This is a genomic window from Sulfitobacter sp. SK012, from assembly GCF_003352085.1.
In the GTDB taxonomy this organism is placed as follows: Bacteria; Pseudomonadota; Alphaproteobacteria; order Rhodobacterales; family Rhodobacteraceae; genus Sulfitobacter.
In genome coordinates, this window is sequence record NZ_CP025805.1 from 88,891 (window position 1) to 112,460 (window position 23,570).

General features: G+C 54.2%; 19 protein-coding genes and 3 pseudogenes. 10 read left to right on the forward strand and 12 right to left on the reverse strand.

The window, feature by feature from the left end; genetic code table 11:
- The 9 genes from hydA to C1J03_RS23770 are packed head-to-tail and all read right to left on the reverse strand — an operon-like array spanning nt 1 to nt 8,394.
- Nucleotides 1–1,458, reverse strand: a complete 1,458-nt coding sequence (gene hydA / locus C1J03_RS23730) for a dihydropyrimidinase (protein WP_114889222.1) — start codon at nt 1,456–1,458, stop codon at nt 1–3.
- A gap of 8 nt (nt 1,459–1,466) precedes the next feature.
- Nucleotides 1,467–2,405, reverse strand: a complete 939-nt coding sequence (locus C1J03_RS23735; protein ID WP_114889223.1) for an N-carbamoyl-D-amino-acid hydrolase — start codon at nt 2,403–2,405, stop codon at nt 1,467–1,469.
- Nucleotides 2,395–3,336, reverse strand: coding sequence for a polysaccharide deacetylase family protein (locus C1J03_RS23740; RefSeq protein WP_114889224.1), 942 nt, complete (start codon nt 3,334–3,336; stop codon nt 2,395–2,397). The genes C1J03_RS23735 and C1J03_RS23740 overlap by 11 nt, the downstream gene beginning before the upstream one ends.
- A complete protein-coding gene (locus C1J03_RS23745) occupies nt 3,294–3,713 on the reverse strand; it encodes a nuclear transport factor 2 family protein (RefSeq protein ID WP_114889225.1) in 420 nt (139 codons plus the stop codon). Before C1J03_RS23745 ends, C1J03_RS23740 begins: the two co-directional genes overlap by 43 nt.
- Nucleotides 3,710–4,345, reverse strand: a complete 636-nt coding sequence (locus C1J03_RS23750) for an aspartate/glutamate racemase family protein (RefSeq protein ID WP_114889226.1) — start codon at nt 4,343–4,345, stop codon at nt 3,710–3,712. Before C1J03_RS23750 ends, C1J03_RS23745 begins: the two co-directional genes overlap by 4 nt.
- A complete protein-coding gene (locus C1J03_RS23755; protein WP_114889227.1) occupies nt 4,342–5,181 on the reverse strand; it encodes an ABC transporter permease in 840 nt (279 codons plus the stop codon). The genes C1J03_RS23750 and C1J03_RS23755 overlap by 4 nt, the downstream gene beginning before the upstream one ends.
- A gap of 1 nt (nt 5,182) precedes the next feature.
- Nucleotides 5,183–6,046: an ABC transporter permease gene (locus C1J03_RS23760; RefSeq protein WP_114889228.1), complete on the reverse strand. Its 864-nt coding sequence runs from the start codon at nt 6,044–6,046 to the stop codon at nt 5,183–5,185.
- Between the two features lie 59 nt (nt 6,047–6,105).
- On the reverse strand, nt 6,106–7,374 hold the full coding sequence (locus tag C1J03_RS23765) for an ABC transporter substrate-binding protein (protein ID WP_114889229.1): 1,269 nt from the start codon (nt 7,372–7,374) through the stop codon (nt 6,106–6,108).
- Nucleotides 7,375–7,407: 33 nt separating this feature from the next.
- Nucleotides 7,408–8,394, reverse strand: a complete 987-nt coding sequence (locus C1J03_RS23770) for an ABC transporter ATP-binding protein (protein WP_114889230.1) — start codon at nt 8,392–8,394, stop codon at nt 7,408–7,410.
- A 237-nt stretch (nt 8,395–8,631) separates the two neighbouring features.
- On the opposite strand from C1J03_RS23770, the gene C1J03_RS23775 reads away from it, so the two are divergent.
- The 4 genes and pseudogenes from C1J03_RS23775 to C1J03_RS23790 form a co-directional block, all read left to right on the forward strand.
- A complete protein-coding gene (locus tag C1J03_RS23775; RefSeq protein WP_114889231.1) occupies nt 8,632–9,336 on the forward strand; it encodes a GntR family transcriptional regulator in 705 nt (234 codons plus the stop codon).
- 166 nt (nt 9,337–9,502) lie between these two features.
- Nucleotides 9,503–10,506, forward strand: a pseudogene (locus C1J03_RS23780) (IS30 family transposase).
- Nucleotides 10,507–10,782: 276 nt separating this feature from the next.
- Complete coding sequence (locus C1J03_RS23785; protein WP_114889232.1) at nt 10,783–11,949, forward strand: hypothetical protein; 1,167 nt, start codon at nt 10,783–10,785, stop codon at nt 11,947–11,949.
- 51 nt (nt 11,950–12,000) lie between these two features.
- Nucleotides 12,001–12,105 (forward strand): annotated as a pseudogene (locus C1J03_RS23790) (IS6 family transposase); the annotation flags it as partial.
- On the opposite strand, the pseudogene C1J03_RS23795 reads toward C1J03_RS23790, so the two are convergent.
- Nucleotides 12,073–12,225: pseudogene (locus C1J03_RS23795) on the reverse strand (Tn3 family transposase); the annotation flags it as partial. The pseudogenes C1J03_RS23790 and C1J03_RS23795 overlap by 33 nt on opposite strands.
- A gap of 220 nt (nt 12,226–12,445) precedes the next feature.
- On the opposite strand from C1J03_RS23795, the gene C1J03_RS23800 reads away from it, so the two are divergent.
- The 4 genes from C1J03_RS23800 to istB all read left to right on the forward strand — a co-directional run bounded on the left by C1J03_RS23800 (nt 12,446) and on the right by istB (nt 18,478).
- A complete protein-coding gene (locus C1J03_RS23800) occupies nt 12,446–13,360 on the forward strand; it encodes a hypothetical protein (protein ID WP_114889233.1) in 915 nt (304 codons plus the stop codon).
- Between the two features lie 180 nt (nt 13,361–13,540).
- Complete coding sequence (locus tag C1J03_RS23805) at nt 13,541–15,364, forward strand: HsdM family class I SAM-dependent methyltransferase (protein WP_114889234.1); 1,824 nt, start codon at nt 13,541–13,543, stop codon at nt 15,362–15,364.
- An 853-nt stretch (nt 15,365–16,217) separates the two neighbouring features.
- Nucleotides 16,218–17,717: an IS21 family transposase gene (istA, locus tag C1J03_RS23810; RefSeq protein ID WP_114882484.1), complete on the forward strand. Its 1,500-nt coding sequence runs from the start codon at nt 16,218–16,220 to the stop codon at nt 17,715–17,717.
- On the forward strand, nt 17,714–18,478 hold the full coding sequence (istB, locus tag C1J03_RS23815) for an IS21-like element helper ATPase IstB (RefSeq protein ID WP_114882482.1): 765 nt from the start codon (nt 17,714–17,716) through the stop codon (nt 18,476–18,478). Before istA ends, istB begins: the two co-directional genes overlap by 4 nt.
- 327 nt (nt 18,479–18,805) lie before the next feature.
- Here istB and C1J03_RS23820 read toward each other — a convergent pair whose 3' ends face one another.
- Entirely contained in the window at nt 18,806–19,603 is a 798-nt protein-coding gene (locus C1J03_RS23820; protein ID WP_114889235.1) for a hypothetical protein, read from the reverse strand.
- Nucleotides 19,603–22,062, reverse strand: a complete 2,460-nt coding sequence (locus C1J03_RS23825; protein WP_254694298.1) for a Lon protease family protein — start codon at nt 22,060–22,062, stop codon at nt 19,603–19,605. Before C1J03_RS23825 ends, C1J03_RS23820 begins: the two co-directional genes overlap by 1 nt.
- Nucleotides 22,063–22,349: 287 nt before the next feature.
- Here C1J03_RS23825 and C1J03_RS23830 point away from each other — a divergent pair, with 287 nt between their 5' ends.
- Together C1J03_RS23830 and C1J03_RS23835 are read left to right on the forward strand one after the other, a co-directional pair.
- A complete protein-coding gene (locus C1J03_RS23830) occupies nt 22,350–23,084 on the forward strand; it encodes a DUF5765 domain-containing protein (RefSeq protein ID WP_174234519.1) in 735 nt (244 codons plus the stop codon).
- A 21-nt stretch (nt 23,085–23,105) separates the two neighbouring features.
- Nucleotides 23,106–23,540 carry a thioredoxin domain-containing protein gene (locus C1J03_RS23835; protein WP_114889237.1) on the forward strand — a complete coding sequence of 145 codons (435 nt, stop codon included), beginning with the start codon at nt 23,106–23,108 and terminating at the stop codon, nt 23,538–23,540.
- Nucleotides 23,541–23,570: the final 30 nt, after the last annotated feature.

Here is a 23,570-nt window from a genome sequence, read left to right on the forward strand (position 1 = left end):
TTAAACGCCGATGGGCATATGTTTCGGGTCACGTGCAACGGGGCGCGGCGCGATCAATTCCTTCCAAACAGAGAGTGCTTGGCTGGTGGGCGGAAATGCGGGGCGTTCAATGAACTTGCCACGGCCCGGTTGCGCCTGACTGCCAGCACCAGCGTCCCAAACCACGTCGCCGCGTGATAACGTAAAGCGCGGCATGCCTGTCACATCGAACCCTTCAAAGACGTTGTAATCGATGGCGGATTTCTGGGTCTTGGCGCTAATCGTCTTGCTGGCCTTTGGATCCCAAACAACAAGGTCGGCATCCGCGCCAACCAACACAGCCCCTTTGCGGGGATATATATTCAGAATCTTGGCAATGTTGGTCGAGGTTAGTGCCACAAATTCATTCATCGTCAGCCGACCCGTCACAACGCCGTGAGTCCACAGCAAGGACATGCGGTCCTCAAGGCCGCCGGTGCCGTTTGGAATTTGGGTAAAGTCACCAATCCCCATTCGCTTTTGTTCTGTCGTAAAGGCGCAATGGTCCGTCGCCACGACCTGCAAAGATCCCGCAGCCAAGCCCGCCCAAAGCCCATCTTGGTGTTTCTTGTCGCGGAAGGGGGGGGACATAACGCGCTGTGCGGCATGATCCCAATCGGGGTTCGCGTATTCGCTCTCATCCAGCAACAAATGTTGGATCAACGGCTCGCCCCAGACCCGCTGGCCGTTCTGGCGCGCGCGCCGGATCGCTTCATGCGCATCTTCACTGCTGGTGTGAACGATATAGACCGGAACGCCCGCGTTGTCGGCGATTGTGATGGCGCGGTTCGTCGCTTCCCCCTCGACAGAAGCGGGGCGTGAAAAGGCATGTGCCTCTGGTCCGCTGTTGCCCTCGGCCAGAAATTTCTGCTGCAATGACGCGACCAGATCGCCGTTTTCAGCGTGCACAAAAGGCAGTGCCCCCAAAGCCGCACAGCGCGAGAAGGACGCAAACATTTCGTCGTCGTTCACCATCAATGCGCCCTTGTAGGCCATGAAGTGTTTAAAGCTGTTCACGCCGCGATCAACCACAGTGGCCATGTCGTTAAATATCTGTTCCGACCAACCGGTGATGGCCATGTGAAAGCTGTAGTCACAAGACGCTTGGCGCGCAGCACGTTCAGCCCATTCATCCAAGGCGGGCAGGATCCCGTCGTCGCCGGGGATGATGTAATCGACAACCATCGTGGTCCCGCCAGAAGCCGCAGCAAAGGTGCCGCTTTCCCATGTCTCGGCGGTGCACGTGCCCATGAACGGCATTTCCAGATGCGTATGGGGGTCGATGCCGCCGGGCATGATAAAACAGCCCGTGGCGTCAATAACGGTATCTCCGCTCAAGTCAGGGCCGATCTCGGTGATGACCTCACCTTCAATCAAGATATCTGCGGTATAAGTGCGGTCAGCGGTGACAATGGTGCCGCCTTTGATGACTTTTGACATGTTTTTCCTCAGCTCTTCGGGGGGATGGCGCCGGTGCGCTCAACAATAAGACCGTAGTGTTCGGGGCGGCGGTGGGCCGCGAAATCAAAGACCGTTTCTTTGTAGCGCTTGCCCAAATCCAGATCGCAGGCGGCGGTGATGACCTCGTCCTCCACGGTCACGGCCTGTGCCACAATCTCACCCGACGGCGCGATAATCACGCTTTGCCCGCCCATTTTGGAGCCTTCTTCATTGCCGCATTTAGCGGTGCCCACGACCCATGTGGCGTTCTGATAGGCCCCCGCCTGCATCGAGAGGTGATTGTGAAACAGCGTCAGGCTGTCCATCGCCTGTTCGCCCACATGTCCAAAGGGCGTGTTATAGCCCAGCATGACCATCTCAACGTCCTGCAGCCCCATCACACGGTAGGTTTCAGGCCATCGCCGGTCATTGCAAATTGCCATGCCCATGTTGCCGCCAAACCCTTTGACCACCGGAAATCCCAGATCCCCCGGTTCGAAATACCGCTTCTCAAGGTGTTGAAAATCACGGCCAGGCTGTGGTTCAGAATGTCCGGGCAAATGGACCTTGCGGTAGGTACTGATGATCTGCGCCTTTTGGTTCACAAGGATCGAGGTGTTGAAACGCCGCTTTACGCCGTTCTCTACCCGCAGTTCTGCATAGCCAAGATAGAACCCGATCCCCAGCTTTTTGGCCTCATCAAACAGCGGTTGCGTGGCCGCACTTGGCATTTCAGTCTCGTAGTAGCTGTCCAGCTCTGCCTCATCCTCGATCATCCAGCGGGGGAAAAAGGTGGTGAGCGCAAGTTCGGTGAAAACGACTAATTCACAGCCACGCCCCTTTGCCTCGCGCATCATCTCAAGCAGGCGGCCCACCGTATCGGCTCGGGTTTCCAATTTCGCGATGGGCCCCATTTGGGCGGCGGCGGTGATCAGTTTACGCATCATTCGGTCTCCGGTCTGGGGCTGACACTTGGGCAGCAAAAGCCTGTGCAATATTGCCAGCAGTGGTCAGCCAGATATCGGAACGACGAGCGCAGACATGGCGCAGCGCTTGGCGCAGATGACGCAGCCGGGCGGGTTGGCCGACGATGTAGGGATGCAAGGCAATCCCCATGACCAAAGGTTGCTGTGTGGCCTGATCCAGCATCTCGTCAAAACTGTCGGTGATCAGGGCAGCGAAGTCTGCCGGCCCATCCTTGCGCGCGATGATGGCGGGAATGTCGTTGACCTCTTGCGGATACGGCACAGACAAAAGCGGCCCGCTGCGCGTGCGCATCCAGACGGGTTGATCGTCCATGCACCAGTTCAAAGTATAGCTGTATCCGGCCTCTTGCAGCAGGTCTGGCGTGATCCGGCTTTCTGCAATCCAAGGGCTGAGCCAGCCCGCAGGAGGCTGTCCTTCAGCGGTGGTAATGACAGCCGTGGCCTCGGCGATCAGGGCGGTTTCTTCGGCCTCACTCAGCGTGCTTTGACGCTCTGAATTGCTGCGCCCATGGGCTGCAATCTCATCGCCACGCGCGCGGTGTGCTGAGATCAGGGAAGGGGCATAACTGGAAACCTCTGAGTTGACCAAAACAGTGGCTGGCAGATCGAGAGCATCCATCATATCAAGCATACGCCACGCGCCAACGCGGTTACCATAGTCGCGCCATGCATAGTTCAGCACATCGGGTTGCGGGCCACCGGGGGCCAGCTCTGCCCCTAACCCCTCGCCAAAGGCAAAGTGTTCAAGGTTGATACCTAGATAGACTGCAAGCCCCTTGCCCTGTGGCCACACAAAAGAGGGGCGCTGGGTGATCGGCGCATAGTCATAGCGGTTATGGACGCTGAGCGTCACAGCGGAGCCTCGGCGAGTCCCGCGCGCTCCAATAGCCATTCAGCGCTGTCATTCCAGACATGGGTTTCCACGATCAGACCGTCGCGCAGCACGAAGGTGTCCATATAGCGGTTGCCATCGAATGGTGTGCCGTCAGGCCACACGCCATAAAGGTGGCCCGTGCTATAGACGCGCACTTCTCCGGTTTCAGGGTCCAGCACGGGATCCATCCGTAAAGGCCGCTTTTTTACCCAAGCGTAGCGTTTGGCGTTAAAGGCTGCAGTTTGGGCGGGCGCAGTGAATTGCCGTCCGCCAGTGAAGGTAATTTGCAACTCCGGTGAGACAAACGCCGCCGCGCCTTCGGGGTCTGGCACCATAGAGCGTTCAAGATAGGCCGTAACGATCGCGCAGGCATTGGCAAGGGGATCGTCGATCATAACAAGGCTCCGATCTGCACGGCAGCTTTGACACCGTCGATCAGACGAACGGTTATTTCAGAGCCGGCACGTGCGGGAATATGTGACATGCCAGCACAGCCCAGCACGACGGATTGGATGTCGTCTTGGGTTTGGGCGTTGGCAATCTCGGCCAGCACGCGGTCGGCAGACGCTTCAACGCTTGTTTCCAAGTCCAGCACGGGCACGCCCGAGGCGCGAACTTGGGCAAGGCTACCACCCAGCCCATAGTTTTTGATGTTCTGCTCAAGGATCGGGGATGAGACGGCCAAGGTCGTGACAACCGAAAACCGCGCACCAGCGAGGACGGCCAGATGATAGGCGGCTTGGCCAATCCCGATGACGGGGCAGCTGGCGGTGCCGCGCGCCTCGGTCAACCCCGTGTCGTCAAAACAGCCGATGATGATCGCCCGCGCGCCCCGTTCAGAGGCTTTGGCAACCAGTTTTAACAACGGCGGTACGCAGGCCTCGCCGTCTTCAGGACCTTGGATGGCGGGCGGTCCGTCTCGGGACGTCCATGCTTCGATGTGAGCATCGGGGCAGGCGCTGCGCGCCGTTACCAGCATGGCCTCTGTCATCGACACGGTGCTGTTGGGGTTAATGATGACAATCATACCAAGCCCTTGCCTGCGTCATTGCCTTTGGCTGCGCGGCGTCGGTTCATGATGACCGCGATGGTCAGGAAGATGCCGATAATGACCAGCGAAAAGATCGTGGTCAGTGTCCCCAGCGCATACAGCACAGGCGAGGTGACATTGGTGGTCATCCCGTAAATCTCAAGTGGCAGGGTGTTGCGGCTGCCCGAGGTCAGCAAGGTGCGGGCGAATTCATCATAGCTGAGCGTGAAGCCGAACAGGGCCACACCAATCAGCGAAGGGGCGATAATCGGCAGCACCACAAAACGGATGGTTTGCCATGCGGTGGCCCCTTGATCGCGCGCGGCTTCTTCATAGCTTTTGTCAAAACGGTTAAAGACCGCGAACATGATCAGCAATCCAAAGGGCAGCGTCCACGTCAGCTGCGCGCCAAAGCCAGAGGTCGCCCAATGCACATTGATCCCCGCCTGAGAGAACAGCAAGCCGACACCCAGCGAGATCAGGATCGACGGGATCACCAGCGCCGTGATGATCAGATAAAACAGGATGGTGGAGCCGGGGAACTTCTTGCGAAAGGCCAACCCGCCCATCACCGACACGACAATAGTGGTCACCATGACCATAAAGCCCAAGATGATACTGCGCCTGAAACTGCCCCAGATGTCGCCCACAGCCTGCTGTTCAAACAGGTCGAAGAACCAATACATCGACACCCCACGCATTGGGAAAGTCAAGCCGCCGCCAGGGCCCTGGAACGACAGAATGCCGATGGTGATTGTGGGACCATAGAGGAAGATAACGAAAAGAACGAAGAACGCGGTTAGGACGTAGAATGATCTTGAGCGCGGCTCCATGTCAAAGCTCCTTTCGGATGTCGACGAACCGCAGCAGGATGCCGATGGTGATCAACACCGTCAGCAGCAGCACGATCGCGGTGGCAGAGGCGCTGGGATATTGCAGCAAGGAAATGTCGTTCGAAATCAGCCGCCCCACATTGGCCGACTGGCTGCCCGACATGATCCGCACGGTAAAGAAATCTCCCATCACCAGCGTCACCACAAAGATCGTGCCGATCATGATGCCCGGCTTGGTCAGTGGCAGGATCACGTTCCACAGGATTTGGGCACCATTGGCACCGCCGTCGCGGGCGGCCTCGATCAGGCTTTTGTCGATCCGCATCATGGTGTTGAAAATCGGCACAACCATGAACAGCGTGTAGATATGCACAAAGGCCAGCACGACTGAAAAGTCGCTGAACAGCAACCATTCCAGCGGCTCGTCTATCACGCCCCATGACATCAGTGTCGAATTCGCAATGCCATTGCGGCCCAGAAACGGGATCCAGCTGATCATGCGGATGATGTTCGAGGTCCAGAACGGGATCGTGCACAGTAAGAACAGCGCGATCTGCCACGTCAAACTTCGGATGTGAAAGGCGAGGTAATAGGCGACGGTGAACCCGATGACAAAGGTGAACATCCACGTCAGGATCGCATATTTAAAGGTGTTTATGAAAACGGTGTAGGTGACCGGAGAGCCAAAGAGGAATTCGTAATTGTCGAATTCAAACGCCGGAATGATCGAGAATTCGGTCGCGCGCCAAAAGCTGACCACAAGGATCATCACAATGGGCAGCACCAGAAAGAAGAACAGCACCACCGCAAGCGGCGACACCATAAGCCAGCCTGTCACGCTGTTGTTTTTGAGAAATTTCTGCATGTGTTCCGGCTGACTTCCAAGGGAGGTTGGGGGGCACCGTCAAGCGCCCCCGCAAGGTCTTAGGCCGCGATGAATTCGTTCCACTTGCGGACCATGTACTGGTTTTCATCCATGACGGAGTTCCAGCAAGCCACGGCACCCATGCGGTCGATGAACGAACCGCCGTCGCGCACGGCACCTGGACCCTCAAGGGTGGACCCACTTGGGCTGACGATATCGCCCGTGGATTCCTTGCCTTCGTACCAAAAGCCCCATTCGTCGTCGGACATGAACAGCTTGGAAGTTTCTGGCACAGCAGAGTAATACCCCTGACGCATCAAGAAGCCGCCAACCCAACCGGACAGATACCAGTTGATGTATTCATAGGCCGCATCCAGTTTCGCGCCTTCAAGCGATGCCGCCAAACCCATGCCGCCGCCCCACGAGCGATAGCCTTCTTCCAGCGGTTGGTAGACACAAGGAATGCCCTGTGATTTCACAGCCGTGATCGCGGGCGACCACATGGACTGGATCACAACTTCGCCCGAGGCCATCAGGTTGACGCTTTCGTCAAATGACTTCCAGAAGGCGCGGAACTGGCCGTTCTTCTTGGCTTCGGTAAAGATGCCAAGCGTCAGGTCAATCTCCTCCTTGGTCATGTTGCCTTTGTCGGGGTATTTATATTCGCCCATGGATTCCACGACCATCGCCATATCCATGATCCCGATGGAGGAAATGTCGAGAATAGATGCTTTGCCCTTGAATTCAGGGTTCAGCAGCTCGGACCATTTGGTGATAGGACGGCCAATCAGGTCAGGGCGGATGCCCAGCGTGTCCGCGTTATAGATTGTCGGGATCAGGGTCATCCAACCGGATTCTTCTTGTACGAAATCCGTACCATTGGCACCTGAGGTAAAGCCGACAGTATGCGGCGCGGTGCCCTGTGCAATATCGCTGGTGGGGGTCAGCTTGCCCGAACGGAAGGTGCCGGCGATCTTGTCGTAGTTTGCGATTTTTGATGTATCCATCGCTTGCAGATTGCCCGTGGGCCAGACCTTTTTGCAGATCCAGTATTCGATGTCGGCGATGTCAAAGCTGTCAGGCTGGGTGGCGACGCGCTGTGTCACGCTGTCAGAATCCAGCGCCGTCATTTCCATGGTGATGCCCAGATCTTCTTTGGCTTTTGCCGCAATCTCGTTAAAGGCGGAAACGCCTGTTCCTGCTTGGCGCAGAACGATGTTGGATTGCGCCCAGACCATCGGGGCGGCCAATGTTCCTGCTGCTGCGGCAACGCCGGTCTTCAGCATTGTGCGACGGCTCAGGCCATTACGCTTGGTATAAAGTGTCATTCGTCTCTCCTTTTCAGTGATAGATGCCGCGGCTTATGCGGTCAGTTGGTGTTGACTTGTCTGGTCCCAAAGCAGGCCAACCTGATCTCCGGGATTGTGGGGTTGGGCGAAGAACGCCGCGTCCGGTATCAAGGCTGTTACCTCTTGATCGCCGGCAATTTTGGTGAGGATCGACACATGGGTGCCTTGGTATTCGATGGCCACAACATTGGCCTCGATCCGGCCGTTTTCGACCGTTGTCATTGAGACAGCATCGGTGCGGATGGCGACGTCGCCGTCGGGCAGATTGATCACGTTGTGCCCGCCCATGAACTGCGCAACGAACTTGGTTTTTGGGGCGTTGAACACGTCTCGCGCAGAGCCTGCCTGTTCAATCGTGGCATTGTTCATCACCACAATTTCATCCGCCAGCGCCAGCGCTTCGTCCTGACCGTGGGTGACATGCAAAAAGCTGATACCGAGTTCCTTTTGCAGCTTGCGGAGTTCGCTGCGCATCCGGATGCGTAAGAACGGATCAAGCGCGGACAGGGGTTCATCGAGCAGCAAAACCTGCGGCCGTGTGATCAACGCACGCGCTAAGGCAACCCGTTGTTGCTGGCCGCCCGACAGCTGTGCGGGCAGTCTGTCAGACAAGGAGGTCAGATCGACCAACTCCAGCATCTCGCCGGCCTTTTTGCGTCGGTCGGCCTTGTCAACACCCTTCATCTTGAGGCTGAAGGAGACGTTGTCGAGAACACTCAGATGGGGAAAGAGCGCGTAGTTCTGAAACATCATCGCCGTCCCACGCTTGGCCGGTGGGAGGTTCGAAATGTCACGCCCGGCCAGTAAAACAGAACCGTCCGAGACTGTTTCATGCCCCGCAATCATGCGGAGCGTTGATGATTTTCCACAGCCTGAGGGGCCCAACAAACAGGTGTATGTGGAGGTCTTGAAATGGTGGCTGATCGCGTCGACTGCGACAGTTGGTCCATACCTTTTGGTGACGGAAACCAATTCCAAATCTTGTTTTACATCGCTCATGCCAGGCTCCAATTCACCTCAAGCAAGACGTAGTAATTGCTGTGTCGGAAAGTGAGTCGGATCAAAATTTGACGGATTTTCTGACCGGCGGCGCAAAATTAGGCGCTCAATGGGCGCAACGCTCAAATATCTTGCACAATATTGTATACAAATTTATTTCAGATTTTGAACTGTAGTGTCCAACCTTGTCGGCAAGGCTCGGTCATGACATCACACACGCAACCAAAGGACCTAGCCATGATCAATCCAGACGCCGTTGCGATTGATGCCCCAAGCAGCACGTCAACGAGTGGCACCGTGGCCGCGGCCTTGTCGCGCGCTATTCATGAGCATCGTTTGGCGCCGGGCACCAAGCTGGGTGAGGATGAGTTGGCAGAAGTCTACGGTGTGTCGCGGACCATTATCCGCACCGCACTACAGTCACTTGCACATGCCAAGCTGGTAGAAATCCAACGAAATCGCGGTGCTTTCGTATCGCAACCCACACCAAAAGAAGCACAAGAAGTATTCGAAGCACGCGAGTTGCTTGAACCGCGCACCGCACGCACCGCTGCGCTGAAGGCAACTGCACAAGACATTGCGTTCCTTAAAGCGCATATCGATCAAGAGCACGCCGCGACAGCAAAAGGTGACCATGGGCTGGCGCTATACCTATCTGGACAGCTTCACGTTCATATCGCGATGATCGCAGATCAAAATACCATCGCAAACTTTATTGAAGCACTTATAGCGCGATCGTCTTTGATTGTGGCCCTGTACTGGAAACGGGAAAGTGCCCTGTGCGAAAGCCATGCACATGGGGCCTTGATAAATGCAATCGAAAGCAAAGATGGTAATGCAGCCGAAGCCCTGATGCGCAGCCATCTGGTCGATTTGCATTCCGCATTGGACTTGCGTGGCAAAGCGTCGGTGGGAGCTTCGCTGAAAGAGATATTGGGCTAACCACCGCAGAATAGGTGGTATCTAAATCGCTAAACATTCTAACGGACGGGTGGAGCAAGTTTAACATAAGATTGATTATACGATAATTCTATGTAGCCGGGCGCGCGCTACCTTCAACTGCGACTCTTGTTAGAAAACAGTAGTTTATCTAGCAGGAGGAATCGGTATGGGAGCCGTTTACAAGCAACTGAGTATCACGGAACGACGCAGAATAGAACGCTGGAGACATGCAAAGGTCCCTGTCGACGAGATGGCGCGCGTATTGAAGCGCTGCAGGTCGACGATATTCCGTGAGTTGAAGCGCAATCATTTCAGCGATGAAAGCATGCCGAAATGTGATGGGTACTACGGTGCCGCAGCTCACTTGATACAGGCTGATCGACGTGCGCGAGCACCGTAAGCTGATCATATATCCTGATCTATGCAAACGAGTGATTGAGCGCATCAAGAATGGCTGGACGCCTGAACAGATCGGCAATCGCATGATCCATGAAGGTGCTAAGTTGCGGGTCTGCCAAGAGACAATTTATCGCTACATCTATTCCAAGGAGGGTCTGCGTGAGGACCTGTGGTGGTATCTTCCCACGCACCGCGTCGCCCGTCGTCCACGGCGCACGAGACGGCGCCGTGAACCCAAATTCCACCGTGATGTGAGCATCTTGTTCCGTCCCGACGACGTCGCCCACCGCCGTCAGTTCGGTCACTGGGAAGGCGATTTTATGCTGTTTAAACAGAAGCTTGGACAGGCAAACGTCACCTCACTGGTCGAGCGTGTTAGCCGCTTCACTGTGATTCTCAAAAATCCAAACAAGCGCACCAAACCGGTCATGGGGAAGATCATCAAAGCCATCAAAGACCTGCCCCATCAAGCCCGTCGTTCGATCACTTTTGATCGTGGTTCAGAGTTTATGAACTGGCCACACCTTCAGGCCGAAACAGGCACGAAAACTTGGTTCTGCGATCCTTCCTCGCCCTGGCAGAAAGGCACTGTCGAGAACACCAATCGTCGAGCCAGACGCTGGCTTCCACGCAAGCGCGACATCAGATCAATGACAGATCAGGACATGAAAGAGATCTGTGATCGCCTAAACAACACGCCTCGGAAATGCTTGGGATGGAAAGACACCCGCTGAAGTCTTTCGCGAAAAAATGATAGAGGAAATGCGATGACCACCCTACCCTGAGGCCAACAGGAGTCGCGGTTCAAATATCGCTCACATGGGGCACATGCGCTTGAAAGCCTGGCGCCTCGATTGATCCCTGTGCGGTCTGGCCCGGCGGCGTCTGAAAAGCCGCACACATGAGGCCTGGCACACGGCCGCAATCAATCTTGTTCTATACCCTCAGAAAATCTTTGCAAAACCGAAGGCGCCCGCCGCCGGCCATTGAAACTTGGTTTTAACTTCAATCGATTAAGCTGTGCATGTAATACTAGGAAAAATATTCATGCATGACACAAGATCTAAACAGAATACTGAATCTACGAATTTCACAACAAAAGATGGAGTCGGAGTTAACTTTTACTACGATTTTCGTACGCCATCCCAAACGGAAGCTAGGACCTTTCTTGTAGACACGCTGCGATCCTGCAAACGCGTTCTAGCTCCGAACAATGAAGCATGGCTTGATCAAGGCGGGTATTCAGATGACTTCAAAAGGTCCCAGTTGAAGTTGGCTGGCAGAGTTTTGTCGGCGAGTGAGCATTATGCATTCGATTTTTTTGCACTTGCGAAGGCTAGGTCGCTAAAGATCTCTACCCCCCTGGATTTGCAACATGTCGTGCAATCAGTCTTGTCTGGGCCTCCCAAAACCATCTGGCTGGAGGCCGACTTAGAGCATCGGCTCATAGCTCTTTCCGGCTTAAATAGATTTTCAGGCCGACTGCTGACATGTTACGAACCCGCAACTTCGCGCGTTGGATTGCTGGTTGAAATTCTGGGAAATGGTAAGGCGACGCTGCGAACGGTTTCGTTCACTTGTGATCCTGAGGATGCATCAACGCCAGACATCGAATACTCGCCCCTGGATATTGCCGATGATGACCTCATGAGTACCTACTCATACCCAGCATCTGCTACAATCGACGTCTCACAAGATACGAGTTTTCCGACGCTTGACGCGTTCAAGTCTCTTTTGAACACCGGTGATCAAACCGCCTTGTCTCATTACGCAGCAACAAAGTCCCAGAGTACTATTATGTGGATTGAGCAGCTACTTTCCGACAGAGAAATCACCGAAGCTGCCTGGTGGAGATATTGCATCGAGCAGATGATTTCGCCTGACCTCAACCACGACGCCTACGACGAGCTCTACATCAATGACATGACACGCATGGGCTACACTCGAAGCGAAATCATACAGGAAGCGCAGCAACTCTTGTCCTCTGAATTCATAAACATGGCTGCGCTGTTATCTGTTTTGTCAGCGGCTGGACGGTTATCCAAAGACGCAGATATGCCCGCGGTTGAACACCTGAGATCATCTCGTGATGCAAATGACCGAAGCCAAACAGACGCCTCGTTTGATCGAAAGCTATGCATTGTTTCCCTAACCTCCGGAGACAGCATTGCCAATTTGAACGCGGCTGTGAGCCGGGATAACGGGCCATCATAAAAACCACGGCGACAATGCCGTGCATGAGGGGGGTTTTGTTTTCCCCGAGAGATCATCTCCAATGCCATCCGGGCTTACCACCGGTTCGCGCTCAGCAGGGCCGATGTAGAAGATCTGCTTGCCGAGCTCGGCGTGTTTTCGGGCCGCCACTGCGTGTCCAAGGTGGTAAGTTTTCCAAAAGATAACGATTGCGGCGAGCAAATTGATGCCTGCCATACGGTAGTGCTGAGCCTCGGCAGTTCTGTCACGGATTTCGCCCTGGCGCCCGATGCGCAACTGCCCGCTCTTGTCGAAAGCGACGCACCCTAGAACTCATCAAGATCGAATGCTGGCGTCTGATGTTTGAGGGTCAAACGTGAGGTCTAGAGAGAAGGCCCGAAACGACCGCAGGTCGCCGAAACGCCAAAAACGTTAAAGTTCTCTTAATCATTTTTGACGTAAGACAGTTTCAGCAAATTACTGCTCACAACAATCAATAAATTGAGGTTTATAACTTATGCCAACAACAAATAACGCGGTCTCAACCCAGGTTTCATCCGATCTTCATGCGCAAATGATTAACGCAAACGGCCGGATCGACCCATTCGACCAAATCGAATCCCAAGAAGCGAGCGAGATATCATCCGGTGCACTTCTTCCCTTCGTTCACGAAGATGCATTACGTGCGATCAATGACAATCCAATGGTGCAAAGTCAGAAACCACTGGCTTACCTTTTTCTCACCCGCATCCGCCCTGGTAAGTCGTTTCTGCGCTTCACTCAGAGCGACATTGAGATGTCACTTCGAAAGTTGGGTATGAAGGTGCCCAGAAACCTGCCGGACATTCCCTACCAAGCACAAAAAAAGCCCATGCCTCTGATCATCGCCTGCACAGCTCACTTTGACACAGAGTGGATCATCGAGCCCATGGGCGGCGGTGCGTTCTGCTTCAAGCTGGTTAACCTGTGCAAGATCTACCCTGATGTAGCCGCTGAGCCCAAGCGCATCACTGACAGTGCCTCAGCGTTTATCGACGCTTTCGAATTGACCGAGCAGGCTCGTCTGGAACTTCAGGTGCGTGAAAACCATCTGCTTGACGACTTTTTGGGTTGTGAAATGAGCTTTGTCACAAGACCTCCACGTGGATTCATAAAGAACGTCGGACAAGTGGATTTCGATGCCCTCTATGTCACCACACATGAAGTAGAACTGCGGCGCATGGCAACCGTTCAGATGGAAACCCAGCCGCAACCGATATGTGGGCACAAGGCCGCACGCATGCTGCAATATGCAGCAATTGGATACCCCCACTGGAAAACGAAAGGCGTGATCATTCAGAGACTGGGCGATGATCGGATTGCATTCTTCGAAGTAGCGAAAGATCTGGATGGAGTCCGGGTCACGAGGGAAGAGCACTACGTGCCGGAGTGATCGCTTGATAGCATGCCCATGAGAAACCTGCCGTTGGCTCTCACCGGCAGGTTACTTCATTGAAGTGGGCACATACTGATAGCCGCAAAACGTAAATTAGCACTGCTATATGCCCCTGTTCGAAATCCCAGTTTAATCTGAACAATCTACTTTGTTCTGAAACAAACACTGGATTTACATATGAAACATTTCAGAACAACATTTGACGCAGCGTCCACCTTCCAAAACAGTCAACACTTTCTATTAAAAGAAGGAGCGGTACTTGCGAGCATCGGTGAGGCACGCAAAAAACTTGTGCTGCTTTTGCGCGATTACACCAACACAGATCGCAATAGCGCAGCCCAACATATTTGCGCGCAGATCCTAGGCGTTTGGTGGTCACAAAGAATGGCCAACGTCGAACAAGCACCGATAATGCGCGCCGCTCCCATCCGCTGGAAACGGGTGCTTATTTGCAGCGCTGTGACCGAACTCGTTCAACATCTCGGAACATTGGCTGCCCAGTTGAAGCCGACATCAGCCGCCTACGAGATCGGCCTCACTTATACATCCCTGACTTCAAAAGCTAACAGATCAGCAGGCGGATTGTTTTACACGCCCCCTCATCTCGCAGAACACATGGTCGATATGGCCACTCAGAACGGCGCCGATTGGTCGACAGCGCGCGTTCTAGAACTCGCCTGCGGCGGTGGAACGCTTATGCTCGCATGTGCGCGACGCATGTTAGAGGTGATGTTTGTCTGTTATAACGACAACGTTTTGGCCGAGATATCAAAACGACTGGTCGGCTATGAAATCGATCCATTTGGCGCTTGGCTAGCCCAAGTCGCGCTGGATGCAATGCTGCTCCCGTTCTGTGCTCCCGGTTATTTACCACCGGCCCTCGTTCAAGTTCGGGACACACTTGAAATTGCGCCCGCCGCCGACTTTGATGTTGTTCTGGGCAACCCACCTTACGGCAAGGTCAAACTCTGTAGCAGCCTAAGGCAGAAATTTGCGCAAAGCCTTTACGGTCATGCGAACGCATATGGCCTATTTTTCGATCAGGCAGTCAGGATGACACGCCCCGGCGGATCAATCGTTTTTGTCACACCTACAAGCTTTGTCTCAGGAGCGTATTTCCAGAATCTGCGCAAGACTCTGCGTACAGAAGCGTCGCCTCAAATGCTGGAATTCGCATCGAGGCGGACTGGCGTTTTCAAAGATGTGCGTCAAGATTTCGTTTTGTCGTGTTTCTCGCGAAACGCGGCGACACGCGTGACCAATGTACGGTCGCTGGATTTGACCCGATCATCTGAAACGGTAACGTCAGACTTGGGAGATTTCACTCTACCCGAAGACCTGATGGCTCCATGGATCTTTCCAAGAGTGCCTGACCAGGTGCCTCTTGTCAGATCTCTGAGTGCCCTCCCCCATCGCCTGTCTGACTGGGGGTACATTGTTTCAACGGGCCCGGTCATTTGGAACCGACATAAGGCACGCCTTTCTACTTGCCCCACGCCCTCATCTGTCCCGATGATATGGGCAGAGGCAATTGGACAGGACGGGTGTTTCAATTGGCAAGCTGAACGCAAGCAGAAATTGACTTGGTTTGATGCCCGAAATGTTGACGAAAAACTGCTCTGCCGGGAGCCCTGCGTTCTTCTTCAAAGGACGACGTCGACAGAGCAGTCAAAGCGTCTGATCGCGACCGTCCTCCCAGATCAGTTCGTAAACGAGCATAAGGCCGTAGTCGTCGAAAACCACGTTAACCTTCTTCGCCCGACCACCCTTAGGCCTGCAGTGAGCCTGGAAACACTCGTAGCATTTTTGAATAGCAACGCAGCGGATCAGGCTTTTCGCTGCTTGAGCGGTTCCACCGCTGTTTCTGCAAGTGAACTTCGGTCTTTACCCCTGCCCGACCCTGAAAACCTTTCCACTCTGGCACGGCTAGTACGCCACGGCGGATCTCGGGAGCAGATCGAAAACGAGTGTTGGAATTTGATGCTCAAAGGAAAAACCTGAAATCATTAACTACTTTATAACCAAGAAAGCCCCGATCTATTTTGGACGGCCTGGAGCAGTCGCTCATAATAACACACTAATTTTTTTTGAGGTAAACATGAACACCAAAACTAATACAATATACCAACACTCGATCTCCCCCAGTATCCTTGGTCTGAAGGCATTCCAAGAGGACCAGTGTTCTTCGTGCCGTCTGGGCGACACTGGAGGCAGCACCATCGAATCCATGCACGGCCCCTCTTCGCCAAGCTGAAGAGCGGTATTCTGGACACAATTACGCTGCGAGGGTCGCAAACTGCTTGAATGGGGAGACCCCGGTTTGGCCTAGCTGGACTTTGCGCATCATAGAAAAACACAGCGAACAAAATCATGCTTTTGGGGAAATGGTTCCATTAGAAATCAGTTTCACAGTCAGTAGCTAGCCTTCAAGAACAAAGACCCGCATCTAACACAATCCAGTTGCCTCACCCAAACGCGAGAACTTTGCGACAGAACCTGGGTGAGCCTGTGGTTTTTGGGATGACCGTTTATTGCTCGAATTTCAGGGATCAGCCAAAACCGAAAATTGGGCAGCTCCCCCTGTTACTTCGTCTAAAAGAAACCAGAATCTTGAACTCTGTATCCCAGAATGTTGACCTCAAACATAACCAAAAACTCCTAGTTTGAAACCATTTTCCACAGAACCAGAGTAGCTGATCGACTATTGTGTAGGCTGTACTGAAGGGCTTTTCTCGCCTGCTTCCGTGTGAATCCCGGAGACAAAATGGCCATGGAAATGGTTGGGTAATCTGACCGTCGCGGAGTAAAATTCCGCAATCTAACATCTGGTGCTGTCGAGCAACGGGTGGGGAAGATGTATTCTGTGGATTTGTACAGTCGGGTGCGCCGTGCGTGCCATGTCGAAGGTAAGAACAATAGTGAGGCGGCCCGTCTGTTTGGGATTGACCGCAAAACAGTGGCGAAGATTTTGAAGCATTCGGTTCCGCCGGGTTATCAAAGAACGACCGCGCCAGTTCGTCCGAAGTTGGATCCGTTCATTGGGATAATTGATCAGATCCTGAAAGACGATAAACGGGTCATCAAAAAGCAACGCCACACAGCCAAACGTATTCATGCGCGATTGCGTGATGAACATGGGTTCACTGGCGGGATCACCATCGTCACGGACTATGTTCGTGAGAAGCAGCGACGTACCCAAGAGGTGTTTGTTCCTCTGGTTCACACCCCTGGCCATGCTCAGGTCGATTTTGGCGAGACCCTTGGTGTGATTGGTGGTGTTGAACGAAAGCTGCATTACATTGCGATATCGTTGCCGCATTCGGATGCGTTCTTCATGAAGGCATATCCGGCAGAAACGACAGAAGCCTTCTGTGATGGTCACAACGCTGCGTTTGCGTTCTTCGGTGGTGTGCCCTTGTCGGCACTGTACGATAACACCGTGATAGCGGTTGCAAAGATCTTGGGAGGAGGCAAGCGGATCCGGACCAGAACTTTCTCGGAACTACAATCGCATTATCTGTTTGAGGACCGGTTTGGCCGCCCTGGTAAAGGTAACGACAAAGGTAATGTCGAAGGTGTCATTGGCTACGGACGGAGGAACTTCCTAATCCCTGCTCCCCGGTTCGATAGTTTTGATGCTTTGAACGCCTGGTTGGAGGAACAATGTTTGAAGCGTCAGGACGATGTTGTTCGCGGGCATAGTGAGAGTATTGGTGAACGGTTGCTACGAGACCTGGACGCGTTGATGGCATTGCCCCCAACACCTTACGATGCGTGTGATAAGGTCAGTACTCGGGCAACTTCAATATCGATGATCCGTTATCGCAATAACGATTACTCCGTCCCTGTCGCCTTTGCCCATCATGAGGTTCAGGTACGCGGCTATGTCCATGAGGTCGTGATCGGCTGTGGGACCGAGATTGTCGCCCGACATCGACGATCTTACGAGAAGGCAGATATGATTTTCGACCCGATGCATTACTTGCCATTGTTGGAGCAGAAGGTTGGTGCTCTCGACCAGGCGGCACCCTTGCAGGGTTGGGATCTGCCCGATGCGTTCACGACCCTTCATCGATTGTTGGAAGCCCGCATGGGTAAGGCGGGGAAGCGCGAATATGTTCAGATCTTGCGACTATTGGAAACCTTCGAGATGGAGCACGTTCATGCTGCAATCAAACAAGCCTTGGACCTGGGCGCACTTGGCTACGATGCGATCAAGCATCTGATCCTTTGCCGGATTGAGCGTCGTCCGCCTAGGCTTGATCTCGATATCTATCCTTATCTGCCGAAAGCGGTGGTTGAGACGACAAAGCCTTCCAGCTATGCCGTGCTGTTGTCCGAGGTGGCCGCATGAACGATACTGTTACTGATACACCGCAGGTTCTGCTCAGGCATCACCTGACCAAACTTCGGCTGCCAACCTTCCAAAGCGAATACACCAAACAGGCCCAACAATGCGCCGCAGAGAACAAGGATCATGTCCAATATCTCCTGCGCTTGTGTGAGCTGGAGCTGATCGAACGTGAGCGACGGATGGTAGAGCGGCGTATCAAAGCCGCGAAGTTTCCGGCAACCAAGAGCCTGGATAGCTTTGACTTCAAAACGATCCCGTCACTGAACAAGGTGCTGGTGATGGAATTGGCCCGCTGCGAGTACACCGCAAAGCGTCAAAACGTTATCGCGCTAGGACCAAGTGGGACCGGTAAAACACATGTTGCTCTCGGCCTTGGACTGGCAGCTTGCCAAAAGGGCTTGAAGGTACGTTTCACCACAGCCGCTGCACTGGTTCATGAAATGATCGAGGCAGTTGACGAACGCCGACTGCAACGACACCAAAAACAACTAGCAGCCCAAGATTTGCTGATCATTGACGAACTTGGGTTCGTGCCACTCTCCAAGACCGGGGCCGAGTTGCTGTTCGAAGTGATCAGTCAACGATATGAACGCGGCTCCATCATCATCACATCCAACCTGCCGTTCGATGAATGGACAGAGGTCTTCGGATCAGAACGCCTCACGGGTGCCATCCTCGACCGCCTGACACACCACGTCCATATCCTGGAGATGAATGGTGAAAGCTATCGGCTGAACCAAAGCCGAAACCGCACAGCCTGAACAAACCCAACTGAAGCCAAGGAGCTGACAAATTGGCCAATTTCTCTCCGGGACGCTGACCGATTTTACTCCGGGATTGACATTCCGTCTACCGAATTGCTGCCGGGCATTTCACGGAAACGCCCGTGATCGTGGTCGGCGCCGCGCCGGACGACGCGGGGCGGTCAACGGACTTATTCAGACCTGGCGATCGAGAGATCGCCTGGCCCTGAGCCCAGTCTGCAAGCAACCGTTGCGCTAGACCTAGGATGTTGAGGCCACCAAAAGCCAGAATATGCCGCTTCGGGCCAGCTAGGTCTATTAGGGGTGAAAATTAAAACGGCGATCTCAGGACGTATCATTTTGCCCATTCCCGTTGGGCCTGGGCGGGATTTGCGTACTGTGCTCCAGCAGCGTATTCAAGCCGGAGGTGCCAAACACAACCAAAGGGCATCGAGCGACTTCAAGAAGGCGCGCTAGGTCTGCTAGTTTATGAACGGGCCCATTTTCCAGATCAACCAGCACAGCTTGCGCATTCGTGCGTGTCAGGGCCTTTAATGCTTGGTCAAGTGACTTAAACTGAAATGTGTCTGAGGGCTGAACAGCAGTTATCTTGTCGCCCTCATGATCGACCGAAAACACGACCCGGTCTGCGGACAAATTTTTTGCCACGCGATCAGAAACCGCTGTCACAGCATCCCGCGGCGAACTGGCTGATTCAAGTATGACAATTTTTCCGGGGATCTGGTGAACCTGACGATATCCAATCACAAGGACATCCCACCCGGCCGCGGCGCGCAGGGCAGTACCGACAAGCTCGCCTTTGTCCTGCGCAAAGACCCAGCCCGCACCGGTTGGATCTGCGGTGCGTGCCAGAGACTTCTGAAACGCCCGTGCATCGGATTTCAGAAGTGCCCGCACCTGCGAGAGGCTGGGTGCCATAGCCGTGGCCCCGCTTGCCGACACGACAAGTTGACGGGGGATTTGGCAGGTCGCAAGCATATCGCTTTCTTCAACAAGAACACCCCCAAGGCCAGCCAGGAAACCACCAGGCAATCGCGCAACGATACGCAGTGCCGCAGCGGCATCAATAAAACAGCCCGCGCCGACAAGAATGCGCAAGCCCGGGCGGACGGTCTGCTCCATTAGTTCGCCTCCCCGTCAGGGTCTTTCCGAACTTGAGACCCAAAACTGCGGCGCGTCTCGGCAAAGCTGCGCAATTTCGCCTCAACCAGGCCGTTGATGCTGCTGGTAGGAAAATCGCCGCCGCGTCTGCGCCGGCCAGAAGCAGTCCCGGTCAACACCTCTATCCCTTGGTCAATCGTCTTGATCGGAATGACCCGGAAAGTGCCTGCCGCTGCGGCTTCAACAACGTCACGGCGCAACATCAGGTGATCAATATTTGACGCCGGGATCAAAACACCTTGTTCTTCGCTCAAGCCACGTGCGCGACAAATATCGAAAAAGCCCTCGATCTTTTCGTTAACACCGCCAATGGCCTGCACCTCGCCATTCTGGCTCACGGATCCGGTCACAGCGAGCCCCTGACGGATTGGAAGACCTGATAGGGCGGAAAGCAGCGCGTATAGCTCCGCCGAAGACGCGCTGTCCCCGTCAATGCCGCCATAGCTTTGCTCAAAAACCAGGCTCGCGTGCAATGACATCGGAACGTCCAGCGCATAACGCGACGCAAGATAACTGCCCAAGATCAGCACACCTTTGGAATGCAGAGGGCCGCCAAGCTCGACCTCGCGTTCTATATCAATCAACTTGCCTGCACCCATCCGAACCCGCGCCGTGATCCGCGACGGGCGGCCAAAATGATGCGTGCCAATGCCGACCACCGCAAGACCGTTAACCTGACCAACCGCACTGCCATCCGTGTCGATCAGGATCGTCTTGCGTGTCACGGCCTCTTGCATGCGATCTTTGATACGCGAAGCCCTGCGTTCTGATTGTTGGACCGCCTGAGCGATGTCCTGGTCTGAAATCAAGTCGCGCTTGTTCCGGGTTGCATAGAAATCAGCCTCTCGCATCACATCCGTCAATGCGCCCAGTTCAAGCGTGAGTTTCTTGGTATCATCCGCTAGGCGTACTGCATGATCAAGCAAGGCAGCAACCGCTGCCGCTGTCATCGGCCTAAGATCCTCTTTGGCAGCATATCCCGCCACAACTCTTGCCAGCGCACGAGTGTTCTTGGCACTACGCGGCAAGTCATCTTCAAAATCAGCTTGTATCTTGAAGAGCTGGTCAAATTCTGGATCAAGCATCGTCAGCAACATATGGAGCCGCCGGTCACCGATCAGGACCACGCGAACGTCAAGCGGAATCGGATCGGGTTCTAGCGTGATAGTGGACGACAGGCTGAGCCGTTCAGCAAGGGATGCAATCGTAATTGACTGGCTTTGCAGACAGCGTTTAAGCGCATCCCAAGCGTAGGGTTCGGACAAAAGGCGCTGCGCGTCCAGCACAAGATATCCGCCGTTGGCCCGGTGCAACGCGCCCGGTTTGATCAGCGTGAAATTGGTGGCAAGAGTGCCCATCTCCGAAATGTGTTCAATCCGGCCGGTCAAATTGTTGAGCGTTGGCAGGTCCTCCCTGACAATCGGTGCGGATCGCGGGCCCGCTTCATGGGACACCATTATGTTCACGCTATAGCGGTCAAAAATCGGGTTCTGGTGGTATTTTCGGATGACTTCAGGGAACGGGCCGTTGTTGGACCCTTCCTTGGACACCAGAAACAGATCCGCATTGGACACCATATCTGTGCGCACATTTTCCAGATATGCGCCGATGTTTGCTTTGTCGCCAAATTCGGCCTGAACTTCGCCAACTCTGAGTGAAACGGCGCGTTCCGCCATCGCCGCATGCAACGCCTCTACCTTTTGCCGATGTTCTTTTTCCAGCTGTGGTCCCTGTTTCAAAACGCTCGACAGATGCTCTTGCAGCTTTTCGATCTTTTCATCAATCTCAGCGCGTTCTTTGGGTGATAATGCCTCGTAGGCATCTGGTTGAATGGGCTTTTCGTCCACAATAGCGGAAAGCATAAATCCCGTTGGCGTTCGCAGCAGGGCCACATTCTCCGCCTGCGCGCGCTCGGCAAATTCGGCAATCGGCTCCTCGTGTTTTTGCCCAAATTCTTCCTCAATGGCACGACGTTGGGTCTGGTATTCTTCTGACTCGAACAAGGCAGGGATTTCGATGGCAAGGTCATCGACCAAAAGCTGCATTGCGGACTTCAAAGCCGAGGCGATACCCGGCGGCAGCTTCATTGTGTTGGGTTTGTGGGGGGCATCGAAGTTGTTGACATACACCCAATCGCACGGGATCGGGCGGGTCGCAGCAGCTTTTGACAACAGCTGCGCAACAGCACTGTGGCGCCCGGTCCCCTCACGCCCCAAAACGTAGAGATTGAAATCTCTGTGGTCGATTTCCGCAGATAGTTTGATCGCATCTATGGCACGGGCCTGACCAATAAATCCCGGCGCTGGTTTCAATGATGCAGTTGTCTCAAAGCCAAGCGTCTTGGGATCGCATTCCGCGCGCAAACGCACAGAAGGCAGGCCACCTGGGAGGCGAGAGAGTTTAGATGTTTTGTCAACCACGTCGGCGCTCCTTGGACTGTTATGAGACATGTGGGGTCAGGACGCAGGCATCTTGGCCGTTGTGGCCATATGCGGCTTGGCCCCACATGTCTCATTCTATCGCTACTGTCGCAGACTCTGACCTCAATTTGATTGATACGTGTCAATCCACTCGTCAACGCAGCGTCAAAAAAAGCGCGCGCAATTTTTAGGGTGGCGAATTGTAAACTCACCCAAAATGCGAATTGATCGTGGTCAAACAGCCCTGGCAATCGTCGGGTAGTTTCGCACATGAATGAGGGCAAAATATGTGTTGGAACGCCGAAATATCGGTTGCGATGGTCGGGATTGGTGTAGTCGCAGCCGCTGCCACGTTCCGTAGCGGTGCCGCTTCTGCGATCTGGCTGACGATTGGGTTTTTCGCCGTTATGGAAGCACTTCAGGTCTGGGGATATGCCGTGCTGGGTCAATGTGGCGCATCGTCGAACCAAGCAGTCACAATCTTGTCTTATCTCCATATCGTTGTGCAGCCGTTTTTCATCAATGCCTTTGCCATGGAACTGGTCCCGCAAACCATCAAACGCCGCGCCAGGGTTTGGGTGTTCAGTGCCTGCGCAGTGTCCAGCCTGATCATGTTGGTACAGATCATGTCGACGCCCGCATTGGGGTCTTGCCTGCCAGGCAGCCCACTTTGCGCCGACCGGTGGTGCACTGTTGCGGGTGATTGGCATATTGCGTGGGACGTACCCTACAACGGACTGCTTGTTGGGATCGAACAGTTTATCGGGATTTACGCAGGATTCCCTAGCTATTTGATTGCAGCGTTCCTATTGCCATTGATCTACGGCGCGTGGCGGTTTGTGCTTGTTCACGCCGTTGCAGGTCCAGGCCTGGCCGCCACATTGACGGCAAACCCCAATGAGATGCCTGCGATATGGTGCCTCTTTTCAATAACAATCCTTCTGATTGGCTTGAGCACGCCCATCAGAAGGACGGTCACCGCAACCAGTTGGTGGGGCAGGCAGGTTGAGAACACGATGTGATGACTGAAGGAAAGAATAACGATGCAAGACGCAATAAAACTAACCTGCCTGACCTGCGGACAAGCAAACCGGTTTCCCTTTGCCAAGCTTGAGGCGGGTCCAAAGTGCGCCAAATGCGGTGTATTGCTAATTGGGGGTGATGTTACTGACCTAGATGATCTGCAACATGATAAGGCAACCCGTGCGGATGATCTGCCATTGATCGTTGATTATTGGGCGCCCTGGTGCGGACCATGTAGAACGATGGCCCCGGAATTTGCGGCGGCTGCAAAAGCGTTGCGGCTTTCGACCCGTTTTGCCAAGATCGACACAGAGCAGTTTCCAACTATCTCCCAGCGTTTGCAGATCAGGGGAATTCCGCTCTTGATCCTCTATGCCAAGGGAAAAGAGGTCGCACGATTGTCCGGAGCGCGGCCCGCTGCGGGTATCGAATCCTTCGTGCGCCAGCATCTTTGACGCTGGCCTTTTAGCGGGTTTGGAATGCAA

What these genes read in the sequence shown, in the direction of transcription:
- hydA (WP_114889222.1), bottom strand. Translation starts at nt 1,458, where the DNA reads ATGTCAAAAGTCATCAAAGGCGGCACCATTGTCACCGCTGACCGCACT.
- C1J03_RS23735 (WP_114889223.1), bottom strand. Translation starts at nt 2,405, where the DNA reads ATGATGCGTAAACTGATCACCGCCGCCGCCCAAATGGGGCCCATCGCG.
- C1J03_RS23740 (WP_114889224.1), bottom strand. Translation starts at nt 3,336, where the DNA reads ATGGCTATTGGAGCGCGCGGGACTCGCCGAGGCTCCGCTGTGACGCTC.
- C1J03_RS23745 (WP_114889225.1), bottom strand. Translation starts at nt 3,713, where the DNA reads ATGATCGACGATCCCCTTGCCAATGCCTGCGCGATCGTTACGGCCTAT.
- C1J03_RS23750 (WP_114889226.1), bottom strand. Translation starts at nt 4,345, where the DNA reads ATGATTGTCATCATTAACCCCAACAGCACCGTGTCGATGACAGAGGCC.
- C1J03_RS23755 (WP_114889227.1), bottom strand. Translation starts at nt 5,181, where the DNA reads ATGGAGCCGCGCTCAAGATCATTCTACGTCCTAACCGCGTTCTTCGTT.
- C1J03_RS23760 (WP_114889228.1), bottom strand. Translation starts at nt 6,046, where the DNA reads ATGCAGAAATTTCTCAAAAACAACAGCGTGACAGGCTGGCTTATGGTG.
- C1J03_RS23765 (WP_114889229.1), bottom strand. Translation starts at nt 7,374, where the DNA reads ATGACACTTTATACCAAGCGTAATGGCCTGAGCCGTCGCACAATGCTG.
- C1J03_RS23770 (WP_114889230.1), bottom strand. Translation starts at nt 8,394, where the DNA reads ATGAGCGATGTAAAACAAGATTTGGAATTGGTTTCCGTCACCAAAAGG.
- C1J03_RS23775 (WP_114889231.1), top strand. Translation starts at nt 8,632, where the DNA reads ATGATCAATCCAGACGCCGTTGCGATTGATGCCCCAAGCAGCACGTCA.
- C1J03_RS23785 (WP_114889232.1), top strand. Translation starts at nt 10,783, where the DNA reads ATGCATGACACAAGATCTAAACAGAATACTGAATCTACGAATTTCACA.
- C1J03_RS23800 (WP_114889233.1), top strand. Translation starts at nt 12,446, where the DNA reads ATGCCAACAACAAATAACGCGGTCTCAACCCAGGTTTCATCCGATCTT.
- C1J03_RS23805 (WP_114889234.1), top strand. Translation starts at nt 13,541, where the DNA reads ATGAAACATTTCAGAACAACATTTGACGCAGCGTCCACCTTCCAAAAC.
- istA (WP_114882484.1), top strand. Translation starts at nt 16,218, where the DNA reads ATGTATTCTGTGGATTTGTACAGTCGGGTGCGCCGTGCGTGCCATGTC.
- istB (WP_114882482.1), top strand. Translation starts at nt 17,714, where the DNA reads ATGAACGATACTGTTACTGATACACCGCAGGTTCTGCTCAGGCATCAC.
- C1J03_RS23820 (WP_114889235.1), bottom strand. Translation starts at nt 19,603, where the DNA reads ATGGAGCAGACCGTCCGCCCGGGCTTGCGCATTCTTGTCGGCGCGGGC.
- C1J03_RS23830 (WP_174234519.1), top strand. Translation starts at nt 22,350, where the DNA reads ATGTGTTGGAACGCCGAAATATCGGTTGCGATGGTCGGGATTGGTGTA.
- C1J03_RS23835 (WP_114889237.1), top strand. Translation starts at nt 23,106, where the DNA reads ATGCAAGACGCAATAAAACTAACCTGCCTGACCTGCGGACAAGCAAAC.